Here is a 12,786-nt window from a genome sequence, read left to right as displayed (position 1 = left end):
CCAACTTGTCTACTGAACGGTACCACTCTTCGATGGTCTAGCCCTGTCACGAAACAGGGACGCCATTTCTGGAAACAGGCAGGGACTTGTGGTTGTTGGTAGAGCGGCCCAGTGGTCCGTCGATAGGGTCATTCACGATCAGGTACAGCGGTTTACCCATCGCGAGGTTGACTGCTACGCCAACGTACTCCGCGACGACCCCCAGCGCGATGAGGATGGCACCGGTTGAGAAGAGTAGGACGGTGATGGTCGAGGTGTATCCGACCGGAAGGTCGCCGCCAATCAACGCCTCAATGATGAAGTAAATGCCCAGGATGAATCCGGCCAATGCAACGACGACACCCAGCATGCTGACCAGCCGAAGCACCCGCGTCCCACTCGTGAGGATGAGACGCCAGAAGTGACTGAAGAGGGATCGAGTAGTGTAGCCCGAAGCCCGCTCGCTCCCACCACGAAGCTCAATGTCTGCCGCCGCCACGGAGGACGCGATCCAGCCGAGCGCAACGTCCAGATAAACGCCCACCCCGGCATACGCGGCGACGGAACGTCCAATTTCGCCCAGAATCAGGCGAAAACTCTGAAACTCAGTGATCGAACTGCTTGAGGACAGGCGAGACACGAGTATCTTCGAAAGCTTCGAGGCCGCGTTACGAAAGTTACTATGTGGAGCTGGATTGCTGGGTTTGCCATAGACGAGCGGGGAGTTCCTATCGAGCGCCGTATCAATAAGCTTCTCAATGTCGGTCGGATTGTGTTGACCATCCTCGTCCATCGTCACGATCCAATCGGATCGACTCGACGCCATCCCGGCGAGAGTAGCCGAGTGTTGGCCGAAATTGCGGCTCAGCCAGATAACTCGAACAAACGGGTACTCAGCTTCGAGAGATCGAATCACAGCTGCGGACCCGTCAGGACCATTGTCGTAGACCAGGATGGCTTCGACCACCTGAAACGTCGCGCCCTCCGCCGATGTCGTCACCCTAGTCAGAGGTTCAAGCTCCTGCATCAGGCCCGGAAGTGAATGCTCGCCCTTGTAAACCGGTATAACGACCGAAATAGTCTGAGGTGCCAGAGGAGGTGCCGACTCACCGGAGTTGGGTTCCAACTTTGCTGGAATCGGCGTGCTGCCTGGCTGATTCATTGTCTCCCCAAAAACCTCAAAGGGCACAACGACTCGAAAGCGCCCGGCTTGCCAAGGCTACTCCCTATGCGAAGTCCCTCCGCACACTCATCAATGCCCCCGCCGCATGCGATGGATTCGGATTATATGGAACTCCCGCGGATGCCCAGGACTAGACGCGACGGACTGAGCGTCTGGGGCGGGTTACACGGACTTTGGTGGTTCTCGTCGCTGACAGCCGATTGGCGTCCGCGACGCCCGGGGCAACCATTCCGAAAGATTCGACTATGCAGTCTCTCAACCGGGTTCCAGCCGAATCGCAAACGAGAGTTGATCAGTCACGGCGACGGTGAACTAGATCACTCGCGAGCCGAAGCGGACGGGTAAGCCTCCAACTGGTGCTGTGGTGAAGGCTGTTGACCTGGTCCACAAGGCCCAACCGTTCGCTCTCGTGAAGTGCGATTTCCCGCTCTTTTTCCTCGACTCGCAGCCCGGCATTCTGCAGTTCACTCCGCAATGCTGAAACTTCTGCCTGCAATGCGGGTACCTCCGCAGCTTGTACACTCACGCGATACTCCTTGGCGACAGCGCGGCCGCGACCCAGATAGAACTCTTTGATTTGATCGGCGTTTTCGACGCCAGCGTCGAAGAATGCACGCAGGCGCGGAGGAACTCTGCTGCCGACTGCCAGCACACCGAGACCGTGACCGTGGTCGAAAGCGAACGACGGGAATTGCACAGCGAGTTCTTCCCAGAATTGCCACACCCCGAAACCCTCCTGGTGCTCCGCGATGTCGTGGAAGATCACGACCCCGCGATCAGAGAGTTTCGGGCGCCACGCCTCGAAATCGTGGCGCACGTCGTCGTAGCCATGGCGTCCGTCGATGTGAAGGAGGTCAATTGAACCGTCCGGAATCGAGTCCAGGCTGTCGTCGAAATAGCCGCGCAGCAGGGTCGAGAAGGCGGAGTAGTCCGTTTTATTGATCGTGCTCACGTTCTCATAGACATCAGCACCGTAGAATCCGGCCTGATCGTCACCCTGCCAGCTGTCAAGCGCGAACGTGCGAGTCGGCAAGCCGAGTCGAACGATCGTTTCGCAGAAGACAAAATAGGAGAAGCCGTTGTGCGTGCCGAGCTCGGCGATGGCTGCCGGCCGAATCGCGTCCACCAACCAGAATGCGAAGGGAGCATGCTCCAACCACGCTGACTCAACCAGGTGCCGCGGAACCCAATACGAGGTGTCGCTGATCCAGGAATCCGACGGTCGGACGGTTCCTTCATCCAGGAAATCGGAACCGGGTGGGACTTCGTTCACGTGTGAGGCCTCCTGCGCCGCTGCTCGGAAAGCCACTACTTCCCTGAGGCAGGCTACCATTTCACCCCTCTTTGATCTCGGGAAGACGTAGAGAGCCGAGGGAACCGGCATGTTCTGCCACCTGCCAACCGGGTTCCGATAGAATCGCGGAGGCCCTCACACCAACGGAACGGTTACCCCCATATGAAGATCCTCGTCACCGGCGGAGCCGGTTTCATCGGCTCGAACTTCGTTCGACGCACCCTAGAAGACGCCTACCCCGGGCTCGAGGGCGCCGAAGTCGTCGTTCTCGACGCGCTCACCTACTCGGGAAACCTCGAGAACCTCGCTCCCATTGCACAGAGCCCCCGCTACTCGTTCGTGCACGGCGACATCCGCGACGCCGCCCTGCTCGACACGCTGTTCCCGTCGCTCGACGCCGTCGTGCACTTCGCCGCCGAGTCCCACGTGGACCGCTCGGTGCGCGACGCCTCGATTTTCGTCGAGACGAACGTGCTCGGCACGCAGCAGCTGCTCGACGCGGCCCTTCGCCATGACCTGCAGCGTTTCGTGCACGTCTCGACCGACGAGGTCTACGGTTCCATCGCCGAAGGCTCCTGGAACGAGGAGCGCGCGCTCGAGCCCAACTCGCCCTACTCGGCGTCGAAGGCCGGCAGCGACCTGCTCGCCCGCAGCTACCACCGCACCCACGGCCTGAACATCTCGATCACCCGCTGCTCGAACAACTACGGGCCCTACCACTTCCCCGAAAAGGTCATCCCTCTGTTCGTCACGAACCTGATCGACGACAAGCACGTTCCCCTCTACGGCGAGGGCAACAACATCCGTGATTGGCTGCACGTGGACGACCACACCCGCGCCATCGCCATGGTGCTGGTCGGCGGCCGCGCCGGCGAGATCTACAACATCGGCGGCGGCACCGAGCTGACCAACAAGGAGCTCACCCAGCTGCTTCTCGACTCGACCGGCAAGGATTGGTCTTACGTCGACCGGGTCGCCGACCGGCTCGGCCACGACCTGCGCTACTCGGTCGACATTTCCAAGATTCAGGCCGAACTCGGCTATGCCCCACTGGTTCCCTTCGAAAAGGGCCTCGCGGATGTCGTGCAGTGGTACCGCGAGAACCGCGCCTGGTGGGAGCCGCTCAAGGCCCGTGCGGAGCTCGGCTAGGCCTCAACGCCTACGGCGTGCTACAAGCGGCTACACTGGTTTCATGAGTCTTGTTCCGGTTCGAGATCTTCGCAATCACACTGCGGAGATCATTGAACGCGCCCGAAACGGTGAAGAGGTGACGATCACGGTGAACGGCGTGCCCGCGGCGACTCTGGTTCCGGTGCGCCCACCCACACGGCTGTTCCTCACGAAGCAGGAATTCCTGGCGCTGAGACCCGGAAAACCGGTCACTGAGGCACACCCGCATGACCTCTGGGACGACACGACCGACGATCTCGGCCCCATCCAGTGACCCCCAGTCGCGGACTCCTCGACACAAGCGTGTTCATTGCCCAGGAACAGGGCCGTCAACTCGATGTTTCAGCGCTCCCAGACCAGCAGTTCGTCTCCGCGATCACCCACGGTGAGCTCTATGCCGGCGTGCACGCCGCGACATCGCTGCACACGCGTGCCGTTCGTCTCGCCACCATCGAGTCCCTGTCGGGCCTCGTGACACTACCCGCCGACACCGCCGCTGCTGCCCACTGGGGCCGCCTGCGTCAGGCAGTGAGCGAGTCCGGGCGCAAGGTGAATGTCAATGACCTCTGGATCGCCGCCATTGCTCTCGCTCACTCGCTGCCCGTCGTCACCCAAGACACGGACTTCGCTGTTCTGGCAGACTTGGGCGGTCCGGAAATCATCACCGTCTAGCAGTTAACGTTTAGGGGAGCACATGAAGTATCTGATCACCGGCGCCGCCGGGATGCTCGGCCGCGACCTGCAGGTCGCCCTGGCCGGCCGCGACGTGACCGCGCTCGGTCGTGCCGATCTGGACATCACCGACCTGAGCGCCGTGCTCGAAGCCGTCGATGGCTACGACGCGATCATCAACGCGGCCGCGTACACGAAGGTCGACGACGCCGAGACCAACGAGGACGCCGCCTACGCGATCAACGCGACCGGCCCGCACAACCTGGCGCTGGCTGCCGTCGCAACCGGTGCCCGGCTGGTGCAGATCTCCACCGACTATGTGTTCGACGGGAATGCGACCACGCCCTATGGCGAGGACACCCCGATCGACCCGATCTCGGCCTACGGTCGCACCAAGGCGGCCGGGGAGGCGTTCGTGCTCTCCACGCACCCGACCGGGAGCTACATCGTGCGCACCGCGTGGCTCTACGGAGAGCACGGACCGAACTTCCCGAAGACGATGCTGAAGCTCGCCGCGGCGCGGGACACGCTCAGCGTCGTCGACGACCAGGTGGGCCAGCCCACCTGGACCGCCGACCTGGCCAAGCAGATCGTGGCGCTGCTCGACGCGAAGGCGCCCGCCGGTATTTACCACGGCACCAACTCGGGCGTGACCAGTTGGTTCGGTTTCGCCCAGGCGGTATTCGCCGGCGCGGGCCTCGATCCGGCTCGAGTCACGCCCACCGACAGCTCGCAGTTCGTTCGTCCGGCACCGCGCCCGGCGTATTCCGTGCTCGGGCACGATGCCTGGCAGGCCGCCGGGCTCGCGCCGATGCGGGACTGGCGCGAGGCCCTCGCCGACGCCACGGCCCAGGGGATCTTCGAGGAGAAATGACCACACTGCGGGTAATCGTCGACCAGATGGTCGCACCAGTCCCCGGAGGGGTCGGGCGTTACACCGAGGAACTGACCCGGGCACTCATCGCCACCGCGCCTGCGAACTGCGAGGTTGAGGGCATCGTTTCGGCGAGCTCGGCCGAGCACTACGCCGAGCTCGAAGCTGCACTGCCCGGACTGGCGAGCCTGCACAAGACGACGCTCCCCCGGCGCGAACTCGCGGCGGCCTGGCAGCTGGGCCTCGCGGGTGGATCGGGAACCGGGATGATCCATGCGCCCGGGCTGCTCGCTCCGTTGCGCAAGCACAGCATTGTCAACGACGGCACCCAGATCGCGGTGACCGTGCACGACGTTCTGGCGTGGACGCATCCGGACGCCCTGACCCCCACGACCGTCGCCTGGACCAAGGCCATGGTGAAACGCGCCCGCAAGCACGCCGACGCGGTCGTGGTGCCCAGCCACGCGGTCGCCACCCAGCTCGGCGAGATCGTCGACCTCGGCGATCGCATCCGGGTCATCGGCGGCGGCGTCGGCAGCGGTTTCCGCCTGCCGTCGAACTCGTCCGCCACCGAGGCGCTGGCCGCCGCGCTGGCGCTGCCGTCGGAGTACATCGTGACCGTGGGCACCCTGGAGCCCCGCAAGGGCGTCACCGCCCTGATCACGGCTCTGGGCCTGCCCGGCGCCCCCGACCTGCCGCTCATCGTCGTCGGGCCCGATTCGTGGGGCGAGCTGGACCTGTCGTCGGTCGCCGACGAGGCCGGCCTCGCGCCCGGCCGGGTGCGGTCGATGATCGGCCTCACCGACGAGCAGCTCGCCGTGGTCATCGCCCGGGCGTCAGTGCTCGTCTTCCCGAGCCTCGAGGAGGGCTTCGCCCTCCCGATCATCCAGGCCTTCCACCTGGGTACCCCGGTGATCCACTCCGACGCCCCCGCGCTGGTCGAGGCCGGCGGAGAGGCCGGTCTGGTTGTGGAGCGCGAGGATGCCCGCGGCTATCCTGAACGCCTCGGCGCCGCACTGAACCGAATCCTGGGCGATCAGGCCCTCGCGAGCCGGCTGAGCATCGTCGGCAGCGACCGGGCCCGGGCCTTCAGTTGGCGCGACGCCGCGGAGCGGGTCTGGCAGTTGCACGCCGACCTGTAGCCCCCGCTACTCGGGCCAATAGGGGTCGAATTGGAGCCTGTTCCCCCAGCGCCTCTGCAAGGCCTGCAGCTCCGACGGAGCGATCGTGGCGACCCGGGACTTCGACTCGAAATGAAAGAGGCGAGCGTGCGGCGTCCAGACGATCGAGTCGCCGGCAGCGCGAATCTTCATCGCGAAGTCGACGTCGTTGTAGTTCCCGGGAAGGAGCGTGGAGAACCCGCCGACTTTCCAAAACAGCTCAGCAGAGACAATCGCACACGCTGCGGTCACTCCGGACACCTCGCGGTCGACCGCGAGGGATCCTAGGGCGTCGTCCTCGCCGGGAGACCAGCCGAGCGCGATGTGCCCAGCATGGCCGTCGCGGTACAGGTGTCCACCATGCTGGATAGTGCCGTCGTCGAAGAAGAGAAGGGTGCCCGCACATCCGATGCCAGGCTGCTGCACGAGCCCCAGCATGGTCTCGATCCAATCGGGTGTGATCAGGTCGATGTCGTCATTGAGCAGCAGCAGATACTCGCCCCGGGCGTGCACGGCTCCGCGATTCATTTTCCCGGAAAAGTTGAAGGCCTTCGACCATCGAACCAGGCGCAGCCGTTCACCGGCAAGCGCAACCAACTCGTCGATCACACTTTGCGGGGTCTCATCGTCGGCCACAACGACGAATTCGACGTTCGGATAGCTCGAACGCTCGATGATTCCGCGCACCGCTTCTACGACGAACGTGCGGTCCCTGCCCCGTGCACGACCGCTACTCCCCCGGGTAGGGATGAGGATCGACACCAACGGCTTGGTCTGGAGCGGATAGCGGATGTTGAGCACGCCACTTGGCTGGGCCGAAACCACGGCGTCGATTCCTATCGAGTGCAAGTGGTCCTCGACCGCCCGCACGCTGTTCGCGGCCACCGCCGCGCTGCGGTGCGCCAAGGACCCGTCGACAACGCACAGAACGTCAGGGATGTGGATGACGCGGATCTTGTGCGCGGTCGCGCGGAGCGCAAGGTCCCACCCGCGTACCTCGCTCACGCCGGTGCGGAAGCCGCCAATCGCGCGCACGGTCGACGCGCTAAAGATACGCACCGGACCGAGGTAGTCCTGAGAGCGCAACCGCACGGGAGAGAACTCCGGGCGAGATGTGCGCACCCGACCGTGGCCTGCCGCCGTGCGCTCGTCGTCTGCATAGACGAGACCCGTGCCAGGGAATCGGTTCAGCACCTGGGCAACCGTGCCCAGCGCGTCAGACTTCAGTGCGGCGGCCGCGTCGAGCCAGACAAGGTAGTCACCGCGAATCTCAGCGAGTGCCTGATTCAGGATTGCCGCCTCGTCCCCGTTCGGCGACACAATCTTCACTTGAGCGGTGTCCAGCGGGGTCATCACCGCAGCGCGCACCGCTGCAGCGTTGTCGTCATCGATCACGCAGACGATGTCCCAGACTTCACACGTTTGCCGGGCGACCGAACGCACCGCCTCCGTGATCGAGGCGACCGAGCGCCCCTGCCCGGCCACGAACACCGAGAATGTCGCCTCGGCGGACCCGGCCGGTGCGACGGACAGTCGCGGTGGGCTCACGCGCTGCGCCCGCGCCGCACGATCCGCTGAGCTACCCGTATGGGTGCCGTCACCAGACGGCCCATCCGCCAGGCCGATGATTGGCGCATCAAGGCCAGCTGTCGCTGCGCGGCCAACTCGGCCGACGGCGTCAGCGAATCCGCGATGGCGAGTTCAGCCACCTGCGCCTCAAGGCCGATGACGCGATCGATCAAAGCGAGCTGGCGCTCGAGGGAAATGAGTCGCTCCTGGCCGGACACCTCGGCCTCTGGGGCGGACCACGACTGCTGGTTTGGCTCGGTCACGGCGCGATCGTTTCCCCTCGATATCGGACGTACACTACTGTAGCTCTGTCGCCCGGGGCTCCGAGGGACGCGCACGGAACGTGCCAGGCTTCCGTTCAGTGCGGCTGAACGCAGGACAGGGAAAGTGGATCCGCCGAAATGAGCAGCACAATCGTTGTCGTGCCCACCTTCCGCCCCGATCGGTCATTGACCTGGCGGCTGGATTCGCTCAGCGCCCAGGTCGGTTCCGTGATCGTCGTCGACGACGGCAGCCCCACGGACTCGAACGCGATCCTGGACGAGGTCGAGGCCCACGGGTACGAGGTCATCCGCAGTCCGTCCAATCGCGGCATTGCGGCGGCCCTCAACAGCGGCATCCAGGTCGCCCTGCACCGCGGGGCGCAGTTTGTGCTCACGCTGGACCAGGACACCACCCTCCCCGATGGCTACGTCGCGGACTGCCTCGGCGCCTTCGAGCTGGCGTCCGCAGAAACTCGTCTGGGAGTGGTGTGCGCCGATCGCATCAACGGGATTCCCTCGATCCCAGAGGCCTGGACCGCGGAGGGGCTCGGCCTGGTTCGGGAAGCCATCCAGTCCGGTTTCCTGATCAGCGCCGAGTGCCTGCGCGAATGCGGCTTGTTCGATGAAGAGCTGTTCATTGACTGCGTCGACACCGAATTCTGCCTTCGGATCTCCACGCACGGCTACCGCATCGCGGTCGGCCCAGGCACTGACATCCGTCATTCCTTGGGCGAGCGGGTGCCGCTTCGACTGTTCGGTATTCCCCTCTCACGCCACGGGCAGCCTGTCAGCTACGAGTACCACGGCCCGATTCGCCGATACTTCATCGCTCGCAACAACGTCGATCTTTACCTGAGGTTCGCGAAATCCAAGCCCCGCTGGGTGCTCTCGGCCATCAAGCGCGAGTTCTCGCCCGCGATTACGACCATGGTGTCAGGCCCGCAGGGCGTGCGGCAGCTGGTGGCAACACTCGTCGGCGTTGCTCACGGCCTGATCCGGAGGCGCGGACCGCTGTCGCCCACCCTGCGCGCTTTCCTTACGCCCCGTCGGCGCGCCGAACCGCGCGCAGCCGCTCCCGCTCCAGCGAGCCCGCCTCAATAGCCGCACTGTCGTCGAGACCCGTGCGAATTGATCGGTAGTAGCTCTGCCATTTGACCAGGTGGAACGCGGGATTGACGATCAGCCAGTACAGTTTGCGGCCGATCCCGTAGTCGCCGTCACGGAGGATTCGTCCCGAGTCCCGCAGGGCGCCGTAGCCGGTGTAGAGCACTTGCCGCACCCGGCCGATCCTGGGCACGACCTGACCCACTCGCCGTCGCGCGATCGTCTCGTCGAAGATCCGCATTCCGTACTCGCGCAGGCTCAGGTCATTCGAATGCTCAACACAGGCCTGCGGCGCATAGACCTTTCGGTACCCGGCGTCGATGACATCGCGACCGAACGCCATGTCCTCCGAATAGGGCACGTCCTGATAGGGGATGACGTTCAGCAGGAAATCCCGTCTGGTCGCCGAGTTCACGTCCGAGTAAAACGACAACGCATCCAGCTCTGCCGGGGTGCGCTGCCGGTCACCGCGGGTGAAGACGGTAGTGCCGAAGTCTGGACCGAACCGGGCGAAGACGCCCTGAATTTCATACTTCTGCAGCGGGAAGCAGCGTGACCGGGGAACCTGCTTGCCCATGACAGCGACGGCGTCGAGTCCCTGAGGGTCAAGCGGCGCGGTGATCTCCCGGAGCCAGTGTGTGCTCGACGGAACGGCATCCTGGGTCAGAAAGGCGATGCTGCGACCGCGCGCGAGTCGCGCGCCAAGGTTCCGCGTGGTGCCGTGGCCGAATTCTGAGTTGGGGATCTCGTGCAGGCGAACACCGCCGTGGGCGCGCACGATGTCGAGAGTGCGGTCACTCGACCCGGAGTCGATGACGAGCACCTCGAACTCTCCGTCGAACTCCTGCCTGTCGAGGGCGTTCAGAATGGTTTCGAGGTAGGTTTCGCCGTTCAGGGTCGGGATGACGATCGTCGCGTCAATGGTTGGAACACTGGTCGGTTCGCCGGTCGGGTCGCCGGTCGGGTCGCCGGTTGCGTCAGGAGGCATCAGCGACCTGGTGCGTCGACGTGCGCATGACGGTGGCGAAATCCTCGGTGAATGTCGAACCGGGGTCAGACCACTTCGTCTCTTCTACGGAGCGTGCGATGACCGCGGCGTGTGCGGACGCATCCGGTCGATCAAGAATCTGCACGATCCGTTCGGCAATGGCCCGCGGCGACATGGGCACATACTCGATGTGCGGGCTGTCGAAGAAGCCGTGCGTGTTCGGCGCATCGTTGACGACCGGGACGACGCCGCTCGACATGATCTCCATGGGGACGAGGGACATGTTCGTCAGCGACAGCGCCAGCCCGGCGGCGCAGCGGTTGTAGATGTCGTTCAGTGCCGAGATGTCGACGGCGGAGTGGTTCACGTAGGGGAAGGGCACATCGAATCCCGACATGTCCCAACCGACGAGGTTGATCGTCACGTCCGGTCGGAGCAGGTGGAACTCGCGCAGGGCGAGAAGTCCAAATTCGGTGGCTCGGCGAGGTGTCGGTGGCCTCACGTAGAACAGGATCTCGTTGCGTGGCTGGGAATTCAGATGCCGGTAGCGGGTGGTGTCGACCGCATAGTCGTAGTAATCGCACGACATTCCATAGTCGCTCCGCAGTTTCCGGGCCAGCCAACGACCGGCGGAAAAACCGTGGAATCCGAGCCGGTAGGTGTTCTCGGCAACGACATAGTCGCTTCCGGCCGCGAAGAAGGCAGGCTCAAAGTCCTGAACGAAGTAGAACCGCTTGGCGTTTCCCTCGTATCGGTAGACGGAGTACGCGTTCTCCCAATCGGAGGCGAAAAGCGCGTCGTACCCCGCATCGAAGCCCCGCTCCGGGTCGTAGAGCCGGAACGTGGCCTTGAGGTCAGGGTACGCGCTGGTTTCGCGCATCATTTCCAGAATGGCCTCGATGCTGACCACCGGGTACCTGCTCGGTGAATAGAGGTAGACAGTGAGCTGATGCCCGGCCTTCTCCAGGAAATCCATGAATCGGAACGCATTCTGGTGTCCGCCGCTGGTGCGACCGGGTGGGGTGATGATCCAGGCAACCCGATACCCGCTGTCGCGACCCTCGATGGCTCCGCTATTGAAATCGCGTGCTGTCGTCCAGTCGACCGCGCTGACCTCATCCGGGTACACGGTGGCGAGTGGTTTGCGCGAAAACGGGTTGTACCGGGTGGACAGCACCTTGGCGCTCCTCCAGACAGCCGATTTCAACCCCTCCGCCTTGATCGCTTCCAGAACCCGTTGTGCGCCGCTCATCGTTTCCCCCTGTTGTCCACAGCCACGTTCATGCTCAGCTCGCTGTCGAGCGTTCGTACGACGTGACACCGGCGATGACGCGTGACACCTCATCATCCGTCATGCCGGGCCACAGCGGCAGTCGCACCAGGCGTCGTGAAAAATCTTCGCTCTGTGTGAGTGGCCTGAGAACCCGGCCGAACCGCCGCCCGGCCGGGCTGGAATCCAAGGGCACGTAGTGAAATGTTGCCATGACGCCGAATCGTCTGAGGTGCGCGATCAGCAGAGCCTGCGATTCCCAGTCCGGCATCACCAGGAAAAAGAGGTGCGCAGCATGGATGCCCTGGGCCGGGTTCATCACGCGAACGCCGCTTTCACCTGCCCACTCCTGGAGTTCTGCGCTGTACCGAGTCCAGACGGCTAGGCGGCGCGCCTGGATCGACTCGAACTCGTCCAGCTGAGAATCGAGCACGGCAGCATTGAATTCGCTCATCAGGTAGCTCGAGCCCAGCGCCACCCAGCTGTACTTGTCGACCTCGCCGCGGAGGAACTGGGAGCGATTCGTGCCCTTCTCGCGGATGATTTCGGCTTTCTCGACCAGACTCGCATCGTTGATCAGCAGCGCGCCACCCTCACCACAGTGCACGTTCTTGGTGTCGTGAAAACTCTGAGTGGACAGCGAGCCGATCCCGCCGAGCATGCGCTCGCCGACCCGCACGGCCAGTCCGTGCGCATTGTCTTCGATGACTGGGATCCCGTGAAACGCGCCGATGGCGCTGATGGCGTCGAGGTCAACGGGAACACCGCCGTAGTGCATCACCGACAGCGCCTTGGTGTTCGGTCCGACCGCCTCAGCGACTTGCTGCGGGTCGACGTTGCCGGTTTCAGGGTCGATGTCGACGAACACGATGCGAGCACCAGTCATCGCGATGGCATTGGCGGCAGACGGAAAGGTGAAACTCGGCAGAATGACCTCGTCGCCCGGCCCGATTCCGAGCAACTGGCTGGCCATCTCCAACGCGTGAGTGCACGACGTGGTCAGGAGGGCATGGCCGACACCCGTCAGCGACCGCAGCCGCCGGGTGGCCGATCGGGTGAACACCCCGTCGCCGTGGGCATGATCCGAGTTGAGGACGCGTTCCAGGTTAGACAGTTCCCTGGCAGTTTTCATCGGCCGCGAAAAGGGGATGACCTCAGCTTGATGCCCGAGACGCTGCTGCACCGTCGTCAGGTGCGCGGATTTCTGCTGCACAATGATGCGCCTCGCCCCCCGGTAAGCATCCAGCTCTGTCGTAGAGC

Annotated in this window: 13 protein-coding genes; 6 read left to right on the top strand and 7 right to left on the bottom strand. The window is 63.9% G+C overall.

Going from position 1 to position 12,786, the window contains the following annotated elements:
* Positions 1-46: 46 nt before the first annotated feature.
* Positions 47-1,141 (bottom strand): glycosyltransferase, encoded by a 1,095-nt coding sequence (locus tag E3O32_RS13740; RefSeq protein ID WP_174776520.1) that lies wholly within the window; start codon positions 1,139-1,141, stop codon positions 47-49.
* Between the two features lie 313 nt (positions 1,142-1,454).
* Positions 1,455-2,435, bottom strand: a complete 981-nt coding sequence (locus E3O32_RS13735; RefSeq protein ID WP_166790858.1) for a class I SAM-dependent methyltransferase — start codon at positions 2,433-2,435, stop codon at positions 1,455-1,457.
* Positions 2,436-2,618: 183 nt separating this feature from the next.
* Here E3O32_RS13735 and rfbB point away from each other — a divergent pair, with 183 nt between their 5' ends.
* From rfbB to E3O32_RS13710, 5 genes are read left to right on the top strand one after another with little or no spacing between them, the layout of a single operon-like run.
* A complete protein-coding gene (rfbB, locus tag E3O32_RS13730; protein ID WP_134510381.1) occupies positions 2,619-3,605 on the top strand; it encodes a dTDP-glucose 4,6-dehydratase in 987 nt (328 codons plus the stop codon).
* Positions 3,606-3,648: 43 nt separating this feature from the next.
* Positions 3,649-3,900: a type II toxin-antitoxin system Phd/YefM family antitoxin gene (locus tag E3O32_RS13725; RefSeq protein WP_134510380.1), complete on the top strand. Its 252-nt coding sequence runs from the start codon at positions 3,649-3,651 to the stop codon at positions 3,898-3,900.
* On the top strand, positions 3,897-4,298 hold the full coding sequence (locus E3O32_RS13720; protein WP_134510379.1) for a type II toxin-antitoxin system VapC family toxin: 402 nt from the start codon (positions 3,897-3,899) through the stop codon (positions 4,296-4,298). The genes E3O32_RS13725 and E3O32_RS13720 overlap by 4 nt, the downstream gene beginning before the upstream one ends.
* Positions 4,299-4,320: 22 nt before the next feature.
* Positions 4,321-5,172 carry a dTDP-4-dehydrorhamnose reductase gene (gene rfbD, locus E3O32_RS13715; protein WP_134510378.1) on the top strand — a complete coding sequence of 284 codons (852 nt, stop codon included), beginning with the start codon at positions 4,321-4,323 and terminating at the stop codon, positions 5,170-5,172.
* The gene (locus E3O32_RS13710; RefSeq protein ID WP_134510377.1) at positions 5,169-6,314 is read left to right on the top strand and encodes a glycosyltransferase family 4 protein; all 1,146 of its coding nucleotides are present in this window, start codon (positions 5,169-5,171) and stop codon (positions 6,312-6,314) included. The genes rfbD and E3O32_RS13710 overlap by 4 nt, the downstream gene beginning before the upstream one ends.
* 6 nt (positions 6,315-6,320) lie before the next feature.
* Here the strand turns inward: E3O32_RS13710 and E3O32_RS13705 are convergent, their stop codons facing one another.
* Together E3O32_RS13705 and E3O32_RS13700 are read right to left on the bottom strand one after the other, a co-directional pair.
* On the bottom strand, positions 6,321-7,823 hold the full coding sequence (locus tag E3O32_RS13705) for a glycosyltransferase family 2 protein (RefSeq protein WP_134510376.1): 1,503 nt from the start codon (positions 7,821-7,823) through the stop codon (positions 6,321-6,323).
* Positions 7,824-7,876: 53 nt separating this feature from the next.
* Positions 7,877-8,164, bottom strand: coding sequence for a hypothetical protein (locus E3O32_RS13700; RefSeq protein ID WP_134510375.1), 288 nt, complete (start codon positions 8,162-8,164; stop codon positions 7,877-7,879).
* 159 nt (positions 8,165-8,323) lie between these two features.
* Between E3O32_RS13700 and E3O32_RS13695 the strand changes: the two genes are divergently transcribed.
* Positions 8,324-9,265, top strand: coding sequence for a glycosyltransferase family 2 protein (locus tag E3O32_RS13695; protein ID WP_166790857.1), 942 nt, complete (start codon positions 8,324-8,326; stop codon positions 9,263-9,265).
* On the opposite strand, the gene E3O32_RS13690 is transcribed toward E3O32_RS13695, so the two are convergent.
* Genes E3O32_RS13690 through rffA form a run of 3 tightly spaced genes read right to left on the bottom strand, consistent with a single transcriptional unit; the run spans position 9,201 to position 12,739 of the window.
* A complete protein-coding gene (locus E3O32_RS13690) occupies positions 9,201-10,256 on the bottom strand; it encodes a glycosyltransferase family 2 protein (RefSeq protein ID WP_166790856.1) in 1,056 nt (351 codons plus the stop codon). The two genes, E3O32_RS13695 and E3O32_RS13690, sit on opposite strands and share 65 nt — an antisense overlap.
* Positions 10,246-11,577: a rhamnosyltransferase WsaF family glycosyltransferase gene (locus tag E3O32_RS13685; protein ID WP_134510373.1), complete on the bottom strand. Its 1,332-nt coding sequence runs from the start codon at positions 11,575-11,577 to the stop codon at positions 10,246-10,248. Before E3O32_RS13685 ends, E3O32_RS13690 begins: the two co-directional genes overlap by 11 nt.
* Positions 11,543-12,739 (bottom strand): dTDP-4-amino-4,6-dideoxygalactose transaminase, encoded by a 1,197-nt coding sequence (rffA, locus tag E3O32_RS13680; protein WP_206750997.1) that lies wholly within the window; start codon positions 12,737-12,739, stop codon positions 11,543-11,545. Before rffA ends, E3O32_RS13685 begins: the two co-directional genes overlap by 35 nt.
* Between the last annotated feature and the right edge of the window lie 47 nt (positions 12,740-12,786).

Source organism: Cryobacterium mannosilyticum (genome assembly GCF_004402705.1).
GTDB classification, from domain to species: domain Bacteria; phylum Actinomycetota; class Actinomycetes; order Actinomycetales; family Microbacteriaceae; genus Cryobacterium; species Cryobacterium mannosilyticum.
The sequence above is the reverse complement of the archived record's forward strand: the minus strand, read 5'-3'. Positions and strand labels throughout refer to the sequence as shown.